The organism is Salinicola peritrichatus, assembly GCF_003206715.1.
Taxonomy (GTDB): Bacteria; Pseudomonadota; Gammaproteobacteria; order Pseudomonadales; family Halomonadaceae; genus Salinicola; species Salinicola peritrichatus.
This window is the reverse complement of record NZ_PZJU01000018.1, coordinates 42684-53604: the sequence shown is the minus strand read 5'-3', so window position 1 is coordinate 53604 and position 10921 is coordinate 42684. Positions and strand designations below refer to the sequence as shown.

General features: G+C 63.1%; 9 protein-coding genes and 1 pseudogene. 5 read left to right on the top strand and 5 right to left on the bottom strand.

The features are described 5' to 3' along the window. From DOM57_RS08025 to arcC, 5 genes and pseudogenes are all read left to right on the top strand, one after another. Window positions 1-184 (top strand): annotated as a pseudogene (locus tag DOM57_RS08025) (IS630 family transposase); the annotation flags it as partial. Between the two features lie 940 nt (window positions 185-1124). After that, a complete protein-coding gene (arcD, locus tag DOM57_RS08020) occupies window positions 1125-2540 on the top strand; it encodes an arginine-ornithine antiporter (RefSeq protein ID WP_110648705.1) in 1416 nt (471 codons plus the stop codon). Window positions 2541-2606: 66 nt separating this feature from the next. Next, window positions 2607-3863, top strand: coding sequence for an arginine deiminase (arcA, locus tag DOM57_RS08015; protein WP_110648704.1), 1257 nt, complete (start codon window positions 2607-2609; stop codon window positions 3861-3863). A 14-nt stretch (window positions 3864-3877) separates the two neighbouring features. Further along, on the top strand, window positions 3878-4888 hold the full coding sequence (locus DOM57_RS08010) for an ornithine carbamoyltransferase (RefSeq protein WP_110648703.1): 1011 nt from the start codon (window positions 3878-3880) through the stop codon (window positions 4886-4888). Between the two features lie 21 nt (window positions 4889-4909). Continuing rightward, the gene (gene arcC / locus DOM57_RS08005) at window positions 4910-5842 is read left to right on the top strand and encodes a carbamate kinase (RefSeq protein WP_110648702.1); all 933 of its coding nucleotides are present in this window, start codon (window positions 4910-4912) and stop codon (window positions 5840-5842) included. A 46-nt stretch (window positions 5843-5888) separates the two neighbouring features. Here arcC and DOM57_RS08000 read toward each other — a convergent pair whose 3' ends face one another. The 5 genes from DOM57_RS08000 to bioF all read right to left on the bottom strand — a co-directional run bounded on the left by DOM57_RS08000 (window position 5889) and on the right by bioF (window position 10920). Next, window positions 5889-7238, bottom strand: coding sequence for an adenosylmethionine--8-amino-7-oxononanoate transaminase (locus tag DOM57_RS08000; RefSeq protein WP_110648701.1), 1350 nt, complete (start codon window positions 7236-7238; stop codon window positions 5889-5891). Between the two features lie 99 nt (window positions 7239-7337). Further along, window positions 7338-8060 (bottom strand): dethiobiotin synthase, encoded by a 723-nt coding sequence (gene bioD / locus DOM57_RS07995; protein WP_110648700.1) that lies wholly within the window; start codon window positions 8058-8060, stop codon window positions 7338-7340. Window positions 8061-8063: 3 nt separating this feature from the next. Continuing rightward, window positions 8064-8903, bottom strand: a complete 840-nt coding sequence (gene bioC, locus DOM57_RS07990; RefSeq protein WP_162619484.1) for a malonyl-ACP O-methyltransferase BioC — start codon at window positions 8901-8903, stop codon at window positions 8064-8066. After that, window positions 8900-9694 carry an alpha/beta fold hydrolase gene (locus DOM57_RS07985; protein ID WP_204352896.1) on the bottom strand — a complete coding sequence of 265 codons (795 nt, stop codon included), beginning with the start codon at window positions 9692-9694 and terminating at the stop codon, window positions 8900-8902. Before DOM57_RS07985 ends, bioC begins: the two co-directional genes overlap by 4 nt. Beyond that, on the bottom strand, window positions 9691-10920 hold the full coding sequence (bioF, locus tag DOM57_RS07980; RefSeq protein WP_110648698.1) for an 8-amino-7-oxononanoate synthase: 1230 nt from the start codon (window positions 10918-10920) through the stop codon (window positions 9691-9693). Before bioF ends, DOM57_RS07985 begins: the two co-directional genes overlap by 4 nt. Between the last annotated feature and the right edge of the window lies 1 nt (window position 10921).

The following is a 10921-nucleotide window of genomic DNA, read 5'->3' as shown; positions in this document are numbered from 1 at the left end:
GTTATCGGTTGATGAGAAAAGCCAGATTCAAGCGCTGAACCGCACCCAACCCGGACTCCCGCTGACTGTCGGCAAACTTGCAACGCGCACCCATGACTTCCAGCGCCATGGGACGACGTCGCTGTTCGCTGCCCTGGACGTGGCGACGGGTGAGGTCATTGGACGTCTCAAGCGTCGACCCAGGTATCCGTGATGTCGCCCGAGGGGCGCGGGGCGGGGGTGCGTGACTTGTCCATGTCTCCATCCTTGCCGATTTCCAGGGAACGACAGCAATCGGGCCGTGATCGTCTCCCGGCCTGTATCGCAGCCTTGCTTAGAGCTATAGGAAATATGCCAAGTTCAGCGAGCAATGGTAATCATTTGTTACTTCCATGCTGCGTTTTGGTTACGCCAGCGGATCGCCAAGACTCATGTCTCGAGGCCGCGAAACACCACCAAGGTGGCGAATGCCGTGCGGAGCTGGACATAAAGCTCCGGAAACGCCGTCATGCGCAATGCATATCCGGACAATGATGTTCGTCGATTTTTCAGACAAACATCAAGCGGACAGAAATCAAGCAGATAGTCCTTGAACATTCCCATCATAAAATGGTTATCGCTATCGCGATAAAATTATCGAAATATGGATAACGGCAACCTAATCGGACAGGTATCATTCATGATCTGCGTCAATTGGCCACACATCTAAGGAAACCCTAATAAACATCGACACATGTGCATCGTTGCGTTGCGCGACACCGATGCTCAGGCCCGACATAAATCATTAAAAAACATTAACTTATATTTGTCTCATCTTGCGACCGAGACCATTCACGTCCTTCTATCCACCATTTCATCCAGCGTTTTCCAAATGATACTTAAAGCGGCTGTCATGCCATTATAAGAATAACGTAGCATTGCCAGCGGCAATATAATTGGATACGCACCATCCACAGCCTGCGTCAATTGACCACACAGCGAAACGCTTTAATTTTTACTTCAATTCATCAAAGATATATCGGCGCTATAAATCATAGAATTAAACTCTATTTCAAATCAGAGAAAACGCTTAACAGGGCTTTAAAGAGCTTTATTAAATAGGAATAGGTTCAAACTCATTTTCAGGGTCTTGGAGAGGGAGAAAGATGCCAAAGCTAGGGTTGGGTGCGTTGACCGCGTTGGTGGTCGGTTCCATGGTCGGTGGCGGTATTTTCTCCCTCCCCCAGAACATGGCGGTAAGCGCCGGGGCTGGTGCGATCCTGCTTGGCTGGGCGATCACCGCGGTGGGCATGTTGACGTTGGCTTTCGTCTTTCAGACGCTGGCCAACCGCAAGCCCGAATTGGATGGCGGGATCTATGCCTATGCCAAGGCGGGGTTCGGCGACTACATGGGTTTCTCGTCGGCATGGGGATACTGGATCAGTGCCTGGATCGGCAACGTCAGCTATTTCGTCCTGCTGTTCAGCACGCTGGGAATCTTCTTTCCTGTCTTTGGCGAAGGCAACACCCTGGTCTCGATCCTCTGCGCCTCCCTGTTGTTATGGTGCGTCCACTTTCTGGTATTGCGAGGCATCAAGGAAGCCGCTTTCATCAACCTGGTAACGACGATCGCCAAGCTGGTGCCGTTGGTTCTGTTCATCGTGATCACTGCCATCGCTTTCGATTTCGGTATCTTCACTCAGGACTTCTGGGGTAACGCCGAACTCGATCTCGGTGGCATCTCCGATCAGGTGCGCAACATGATGCTGGTGACCGTGTGGGTATTCATCGGCATCGAAGGCGCCAGCGTGTTCTCGGCTCGCGCCGAGAACCGTCGCGACGTCGGTCGCGCCACCGTCATGGGCTTTCTGCTCGTCTTGCTGTTGCTGGTGCTGGTCAATGTACTGTCGATGGGGGTTCTGACCCAACCCCAACTGGCCCAACTCAGCAACCCATCGATGGCGGGCGTGCTGGAACACGTGGTCGGCAGATGGGGGGCGATATTGATCGGTGTCGGCCTGATCGTCTCGTTATCGGGCGCTCTGCTCTCGTGGACGCTGCTCTGCGCCGAGATCCTGCACACCACCGCCAAGGACCACACCATGCCGGCGTTTCTGCGCAAGGAGAACGACCGGCAGGTACCTGTCAACGCGCTGTGGCTCTCCAACGGCCTGATCCAGCTGTTTCTGATCATCACATTGTTCAACGAATCGACTTACCTGAGTCTGCTCTATCTCGCCACTTCGATGATTCTGGTGCCTTACTTCTGGTCCGCCGCTTATGCGCTGCTGCTCGCCTGGCGACGGGAAACCTACGAACAGGCTCCCCGGGAGCGGCGCAAGGATCTGACCATCGCGCTGATCGCCACGCTCTACGCCATCTGGCTGGTCTACGCCGGCGGCATCCAGTATTTGCTGCTTTCCGCGCTGCTCTACGCCCCTGGCGCGATTCTCTTCGCGAAAGCCAAACGCGAAACCCACTCGCCTATCTTCACGACCGTGGAGAAAGTGATTTTCGCCGTCGTGCTGATCGGCGCCGCCCTGGCGATCTATGGCCTGTATACCGGTGCGCTGACACTGTAAGGCGATCGCTCGTCCTCGCCCGGTCTCCCTGGGAGCCACCGGGCAAACGCTAGCAAGGAGTGTGTGATGTCTACCCAGAAGCCCAAGTACGGGGTTCATTCGGAAGCCGGAAAACTGCGTAAGGTCATGGTCTGTTCTCCGGGCCTGGCACATCAGCGACTGACGCCGGGCAACTGTGACGAGCTGCTGTTCGACGATGTGTTGTGGGTCAGCCAGGCCAAGCGCGATCATTTCGATTTCGTGACCAAGATGCGCGAGCGTGGCATCGAGGTGCTGGAGATGCACAATCTGCTCACCGATGTCGTTCAGAACCCCACCGCCCTGGCCTGGATTCTGGATCGCAAGATCACGCCGAATCTGGTCGGCCTCGGGCTGATGGGCGAGGTACGGGAATGGCTGGAACAACTGCCACCGAGGCAGATCGCGGAATTTCTGATCGGCGGCGTCTCAGGGAGCGATCTCAGTGGCACCCACAGTGGCGAAATGGCCAAAATGTTCCGCGACTATCTGGGGCATTCCAGTTTCATCCTGCCGCCACTGCCCAATACGCAGTTCACGCGCGACACCACCTGCTGGATCTACGAAGGCGTCACCCTGAATCCCATGTACTGGCCGGCGCGGCGCCAGGAGACCTTGCTGGCGGCCGCCATCTACCGGTTTCATCCGGAATTCACCGAGGCCGATTTCCAGATCTGGTATGGGGACCCGGAGCAGGATCATGGCTCCGCCTCTCTCGAGGGCGGCGACGTGATGCCGATCGGCCGGGGCATCGTGCTGATCGGCATGGGCGAGCGCACCTCGCGGCAGGCGATCGGCCAACTGGCGCGACGCTTGTTCGACAGTGGAGAGGTGGAGCGCATCATCGTCGCCGGGTTGCCGAGATCCCGCTCCAGCATGCACCTCGATACCGTTTTCAGTTTCTGCGACTACGACCTGGTGACGATCTTCCCCGAGGTCGTTCAAGGCATCGTGCCATTCAGCCTGCGCCCGGACGAGTCCAAACCGGACGGCATCGACCTGCGCCACGAGCAGGGAGGGTTCCTGAACGTGGTCGCGGATGCCTTGGGGCTCGAGGCGCTGCGGGTGGTCGAAACCGGTGGCGACAGCTACGAGTCGGAGCGCGAGCAGTGGGACGACGGCAACAATGTGGTCGCACTAGAGCCGGGCGTGGTGATCGGCTACGACCGTAACGTCTCGACCAATACCCTATTGCGCAAGGCCGGCGTCGAGGTCGTCACCATCAGCTCCGGGGAGCTGGGCCGGGGCCGTGGTGGCGGCCACTGCATGACCTGCCCCATCGTCCGCGACCCCATCGACTACTGAACGAGGAGTTCGAGATGGCCTTCAATCTCCACAACCGTCATCTATTGAGCCTGATGCACCATAGCGAGCGGGAGATTCTTTATTTGCTCGACCTCTCCCGCGATCTCAAGCGAGCCAAATACGCCGGGGCGGAACAGCGTCGGCTGATCGGCAAGAACATCGCACTCATCTTCGAGAAGACGTCCACTCGCACACGCTGCGCCTTCGAGGTGGCGGCCTACGATCAGGGCGCCAATGTCACCTACATCGACCCCAACTCGTCGCAGATCGGCCACAAGGAGAGCATGAAGGATACCGCGCGGGTCCTGGGGCGATTCTACGATGCCATCGAGTACCGGGGATTCAGTCAGGAGATCGTCGAGGAACTGGCCAAATACGCCGGCGTTCCTGTCTTCAATGGCCTGACCGACGAATATCATCCGACCCAGATGTTCGCCGACGTGATGACCATGCGCGAGCATAGCGAGAAACCGCTGCATCAGATCCGCTATGCCTATCTGGGCGACGCACGCAACAACATGGGCAATTCGCTGCTGTTGATCGGTGCCAAGTTGGGCATGGACGTTCGCATCGCCGCGCCCAAGGCGCTATGGCCGCACCAGGAGCACGTCGACGCCTGCCAACGCTTTGCGGCCGCAAGCGGCGCGCGGATCACACTGACAGAAAATCCAGGGGACGCGGTCGCCGGCGTCGACTTCATCCATACCGATGTCTGGGTCTCCATGGGCGAGCCGGTGGAGACATGGGCCGAGCGCATCGAGTGGTTGCTGCCTTATCAGGTCAACCCGGCACTGATGGAACGAGCGGGTAATCCTCGGGTGAAGTTCATGCACTGCCTGCCCGCCTTCCACAATACCGAAACCAAGGTCGGCAAGCAGATCGCGGACCAGTATCCCGAGTTGGCCCAGGGCATCGAGGTGACGGATGCGGTTTTCGAGTCCCCTGCCTGCATCGCATTCGAACAGGCGGAAAACCGCATGCATACCATCAAGGCCGTGTTGGTCTCCTCCCTCGGCGGACTCTGACATGACGGAAGGAGTCCCGACATGCGTATCGTAGTCGCCCTGGGCGGCAACGCCCTGCTGCGCCGTGGCGAGCCCCTGACCGCCGAAGCGCAACGCGCCAACGTGAGAAAGGCCTGCGAGCAGTTGGCGCTCGCCATACCCGGCAACGAACTGGTCATCGCCCACGGCAATGGCCCGCAGGTCGGGTTGCTGGCCTTGCAGGGTGCCGCCTATACGGAGGTTTCTCCCTATCCTCTCGATGTCCTCGGCGCCCAGACGGAGGGCATGATCGGCTACATGATCGAACAGGAGCTGGGCAACCTGCTGCCGGCGGAACAGCCCCTCGCCACCCTGCTGACCCAAGTGGAAGTGGACGCCGACGATCCCGCTTTCCGGGCGCCGAGCAAACCCATCGGCCCCGTCTACGATAGCGAGGAGGCGGAGCGTCTCGCCCGCGAGAAAGGCTGGAGCATCCAGCCGGATGGCGACAAGTTCCGCCGCGTGGTACCCAGTCCGGACCCCAAGCGCATCTTCGAGATTCGCCCGGTGAAGTGGCTGTTGGAACGCGGCACTATCGTGATCTGCGCCGGCGGTGGCGGCATTCCCACCGTGTATGCCGGCGACCGCCGTCTGCAAGGCGTCGAAGCGGTGATCGACAAGGATCTCTGCTCGGCGCTGTTGGCCGAGCAGCTCGACGCCGATCTCCTGGTGATCGCCACCGATGTCGATGCCGCCTATGTCGATTGGCACGCTCCCGGCCAGAGAGCCATCGCCACGGCGCATCCGGACCACCTGTCCAAGTTGGGCTTCGCCGCGGGTTCCATGGGGCCCAAGGTCGAGGCCGCCTGCCGTTTCGCCCGCCACACGGGCAAACCCGCCGTCATCGGATCGCTTGGGGAAATCCGGGCCATCATCTCGGGAAGCGATGCCGGCACGCGGGTCTCCACCGCCATCCAGGGCATCGCCTATCGCTGAGCCGGGTAGCCCGCTCGGGGCCGTGGCTTCGACGCCACGGCCATCTTCAAGTCGCGGTGGCCGACTCCAATCCTTCACGGGTGACCTCCGCCACCCATTCCAACTCTTCCGGGGTGATGACGTAGGGCGGCATCCAGTAGATGACGTTGCCGAGCGGGCGCAGCATGACACCGCGAGAGATGGCGTGGCGGAAGACGCGAAGCCCCCGGCGCTCGCGGTAGTCGTAGGGTTCGAGCGTGGCTTTGTCGTTGACCATCTCGATCGCCAGCACCATGCCGGTCTGGCGCACGTCGCCGACGTGTGGGTGATCGCGCAGCGGTTCGGCCAACCGCTCCATCAGCGCGGCCTTGTCGCGGTTGGCGGCGATGACGTCGTCCTGCTCGAAGATATCCAACGTGGCAAGCGCGGCGGCGCAGGCCAGCGGATTGCCGGTATAGCTATGGGAGTGGAGAAAGGCGCTCAGTTTTTCGTAGTCATCGTAGAAGGCGGCGTAGACTTCGTCGGTGGTCATCACCACCGAGAGCGGCAGATAGCCGCCGGTCAGCGCCTTGGAGAGACATAGGAAGTCGGGCCGCACGCCGGCCTGCTCGCAGGCGAACAGCGTACCGGTGCGCCCGAACCCCACCGCGATCTCGTCGAAGATCAGTTGGACGCCGTGGCGATCGCAGGCCTCGCGTAGCCAGGTCAGGTACTCCGGTGGGTACATGCGCATGCCACCGGCGCACTGGATCAGCGGCTCGACGATCACCGCCGAGAGTTCGTGGGCGTGGCGTTCGAGCGCCAGTTCCATCTCGACGAAGCGCGCCCTCGCCTGCTCGACCCAGCGATCTCGCGGCAAGCCGAAGCCATCCGGCGCTGGCACCTTGATCACGTCGAGCAGCAGCGAGCGATAGGTCTCGGTGAAGATGGCGACGTCGCCGACGGAGAGCGCGCCCAGGGTCTCGCCATGGTAGCCGTTGGTGATGGTCAGAAAGCGCCGTTTCTCGGGGCGGCCGACGTTGCGCCAATAGTGATAGCTCATCTTGAGCGCGACTTCGATCGCCGAGGAGCCGTTGTCGGCGTAGAAGCAGTGGCCAAGTCCTTCCGGCGCCAGGCGTTCGAGCCGCTCGGACAGTTCGATCACCGGCCGATGCGTGAAACCGGAGAGGATGACGTGCTCGAGTTCGTCGAGCTGCGCCTTGACGCGTGCGTTGATGCGTTCGTTGGCATGGCCGAAGACGTTGACCCACCAGGAGCTGACGATATCCAGATAGCGCTTGCCCTCGAAGTCCTCCAACCAAACGCCTTTTCCCCGGCGAATCGGCACCATCGGTAGCGTTTCGTGGTCCTTCATCTGCGTGCAGGGATGCCAGACGCTGACGAGATCCCGCCGCATCCAATCGTCATTCGCTCCCATACGTTCTTCCCATCCCTGTCTCGTCTCTTGCTTCATCTCGCCTCTGCTTCGTCTCGTCTCTTGTTTCATCTTATGTCTGGCATCGTCGTCGTTTTCCCATCACCGCTCCCTGGCCGTCCTGGCGCCGACCTCGTGGGTCAACGGCTCGATATCGAGCAGGCCGGCGACGATGTCCGCCGTCGGGGCTTCGAGCCAGGGCACCACGCCCAGGCACGGTGCGCCGCCCCGCTCTCCCAGCCAGTGCGCCAATGCATCGAGATTCTCTTCCTCGCGCGGCATGCCGGCGTCGATGACATTGGCAACCCAACCAGCGACGCGAAGCCCGTCGCGCTGGATCGCTTCCAGCGTGAGCCGGGCGTGATTGATCGCGCCGAGGCGCACGCCGACCACCAGGATCACCGGTAACTCGAGCGCGATGGCAAGATCCGATAGCGATTCGCCTTCGCCGAGCGGCACCCGCCAGCCGCCCGCGCCCTCGATCACGCAGAGGTCGGCGCCGCGAGCCAGCAATGCGCGCATGGGCGGCGCCAACGCGGCGACGTTCACTGACATGCCCGCCTCGAGGGCGGCGATATGTGGCGCGACGGCCGGCGCCAGCGCGACCGGGTTGATCGCGTCGTACGCCAGCGCCGGCTGGCACTGCGCCTGGATCGCCAGCGCGTCGGCGTTACGCAGCCCCTCGGGCGTGCGCTCGCAGCCAGAAGCAATGGGTTTGCCGCCGGCGGTGGTCAGCCCCCGGCGCCGCGCGGCGGCCAGAATACCGGCGGTGACGAGCGTCTTGCCGGCATCGGTATCGGTGGCGGTGAGAAAATAGGCATTCATGGCTCATTCCCGACTCGATTGACGCTGCATCAACACCGTCGCGACGCGATAACTCGTGGGGATGCCTCGCGGATGGCGATGGGTTTCCAGCTCGCGCTGCAGTTGGATCATTCGCCCACGCCCGGCGAGCCCCGCCTGGCCGGAACGTGCGGTGACAGTGTTGGCGCCGATGCGCTTGAGCGAGCGCAGCGCCGAGCGCGCATCCGCGTGCCAGGTCCGGTGCGTGGCCCAATCGCAGCGATGCAGACACAAGCGGGCGGCGGCCAGGATCGCGTCCAAATCGGACGGGGCCATGAAGCGGTTGACGTGCGCTTCGCCATCCACCCGTCGCCAGGACTCGCGCAACTCGCTCAGGCTCTCGTCGCCGAGCGTGGTGAAGGCGAGCCAGCCACCGGGACGCAGCACGCGGGCAGCCTCGATGAGCACTGCATCGAGCGAGTCGCACCACTGCAGCGCCAGGCTGGAGACGACCAGATCGAGACTGGCATCGGCCATGGGAAGCCGTTCCGCGCATCCCACGATCCAGTGGATCGGCAGCGCGGCATGGCGCTTGCGGGCACTCTCGATCATGCCCGGGGCGATATCCAGCCCGATACCGGTCATGCCGGTTCCTTGCTGGCTGGCGCGCTGCGCGAGCGCGGCGATGACGTAGCCGGTGCCGCAACCCACGTCGAGCACCGTTTTAGGCCGAATTCCTTGCGGTATCGCTTGGATCAGCAGATCGGCGACCTCGCGCTGTAGCCGGGCTTCGGCGTCGTAGCCACTCGCCGCGCGGGAGAAGTTGCGAGCGATTCTCCGCTGCCGCGCGTCACCCAACGAGCGTTCCATGCGGATGACACTCATGTTGGCCGCTCCGCCGTTGCTTCCGAGGCGTGGATGAACGCCGCCATGCGTTCGGCGGTCTCCTCGGCGCGCTCCAGCGGAAACGCATGGCCGACCCCCTCGAGACATTCGGTGCGCCCGCCGACGGGCAGACATTCGGCCATTGCCGCCCGCGCCGCCGCCGGTATCAGCAGGTCATTGTCCGCGAAAAGATGAAGCTGCGGCATGCGCAGACGCTCGAGCGTGTCGCGGAGATCGAGTTCGGCGAGAATCGACAGCCCGGCCAGGGCCTGATCGAGCGGCGTCGTTTCCAGCGCCGTCAGCAGTTCCCGGCTCAGCCGGCGCGAATCGCGCCCGCCCTGCGCGGTCAGTTGGGCGAAGCGGGTCAGCGCGCGCCGGGGCCCAAGGCGCAAACCGTCGCCAAAAGCGGTAAAGGTCTCCTTCGCCATGGCGCCCGGCCAATCCGGGCGGACGACGAAACTGGCGTTCGCGCCCAGCGTGATCAGGCCGCGCGCCTGGCCGCCCCGCCAACGCGCCAGGGCGGCGGCGAGCATGCCACCCAGCGACCATCCCGCCAGCCATGTGCCTTGGGGCAATGCCTGGTCGAGCCGCGCGACCCAGCTCTCGGGGCGGTGACTGGTCGACTCGGGATAGGCAACGCATTCGACGCGCCATTCGGGCAGCCGGCAGCGCAACGCAACGACCAGGGGCGCCAACGGCGCCGGGCCTAGCGCCCAGCCGGGCAGCAGTATCAGCGTCGGTTCGCGCGTGGCATCGCGCATGGTGCTACTCACGAACATGGTATTGCTCACGAAGAAGCCTCCTCCCACGGTGCCAGCCGGCGCGCAACCGCGAAGAGCGCTTCCAGCAGCCGGTCGACGTCGGCCATTTCATGCGCGGCCGACAGCGTGACACGCAGCCGGGCGCTGCCGGCCGGTACCGTGGGCGGGCGGATCGCGCTGCACCAGATGCCCTTCTCTTCCAACGCTTGCGCCATATCGAGCGCCGCGCGGTCGTTATCGACGCGATCATCGGATTCGGCGCCGAGAACCAGCGGCTGAATCGGCGTCCGGGAAGGCATCGGTTCGAGGCCGAGATCCCGCAGGCCGGCGGCTTCGCGGCGAAAATGCGCGATCAGCGCGGCGAGATGCGCACGGCGTTCTGGCTCGCGCTCGACGATATCCAAGCTGGTCAACGTGGCCCAGGCCAGCGCGGGCGATAGGCTGGTGGTGTAGACGTAGGGGCGCGAGAACTGGATCAGTGACTCGATCAGCGTCTCGCTGCCGGCAACGAAGGCGCCGTGCGTGCCGAGCGCCTTGCCCAGCGTGCCGACCAGAATCGGGATATCGCCGGACGCCAGCCCTTGCGCTTCCCGCGTACCGCGCCCCCGGGCGCCGAGCACGCCCAGGCCGTGGGCGTCGTCGACCATCAGCCAGGCTCGGTGCTTCTCGCATTGCGTTGTCAGCGCGGCGAGATCGGCGGTATCGCCATCCATGCTGAACACGCCGTCGGTCACGACCAAACGACGCCGCGCCGGATCGAACGAGGCCAGGCGGCGGTCGCAATCCTCGACGTCGGCGTGGGTGAAGCGCTCGAGCCTGGCACCGGCCAGCCGGGTGCCATCGAGCAGCGAGGCGTGGTTCAGGCGATCGTGCAGCGCGGTGTCGCCACGACCGAGCAAGGCGGAGATCACGCCTAGATTGGCCTGGTAACCGCTGGAGAAGAGCAGCGCGCGCTCGCAGCCCGTCCACTCGGCGAGGCGCGCTTCGAGACGTGTGTGGGCTTCGTTGTGACCGCAGACCAGGTGAGAGGCGCCACCACCGGTGCCGAAGCGGCGCGCCCCTTCCGCCAGTGACGCAGCCAGCCGTGGGTCACCGGCCAGTCCGAGGTAGTCGTTGCTGCAGAAGGCGAGCATCTCGCGACTATCGCGCGAGGTTCGGACGCCAACGCCTTGCGTGACGTGGCGCTCGCGGTAGCGGTGTCGCTCGCGCTGCTGCGCGAGCCGGCCAGCCAGCGCCGCTTCGAGAGCGGCGTTCATA

Excerpts from the sequence above, each read along its gene's own strand:
- bioD (WP_110648700.1), bottom strand. The coding sequence starts at position 8,060 with ATGAATGCCTATTTTCTCACCGCCACCGATACCGATGCCGGCAAGACG.
- DOM57_RS08000 (WP_110648701.1), bottom strand. The coding sequence starts at position 7,238 with ATGGGAGCGAATGACGATTGGATGCGGCGGGATCTCGTCAGCGTCTGG.
- bioC (WP_162619484.1), bottom strand. The coding sequence starts at position 8,903 with ATGAGTGTCATCCGCATGGAACGCTCGTTGGGTGACGCGCGGCAGCGG.
- DOM57_RS08010 (WP_110648703.1), top strand. The coding sequence starts at position 3,878 with ATGGCCTTCAATCTCCACAACCGTCATCTATTGAGCCTGATGCACCAT.
- arcC (WP_110648702.1), top strand. The coding sequence starts at position 4,910 with ATGCGTATCGTAGTCGCCCTGGGCGGCAACGCCCTGCTGCGCCGTGGC.
- arcD (WP_110648705.1), top strand. The coding sequence starts at position 1,125 with ATGCCAAAGCTAGGGTTGGGTGCGTTGACCGCGTTGGTGGTCGGTTCC.
- arcA (WP_110648704.1), top strand. The coding sequence starts at position 2,607 with ATGTCTACCCAGAAGCCCAAGTACGGGGTTCATTCGGAAGCCGGAAAA.
- bioF (WP_110648698.1), bottom strand. The coding sequence starts at position 10,920 with ATGAACGCCGCTCTCGAAGCGGCGCTGGCTGGCCGGCTCGCGCAGCAG.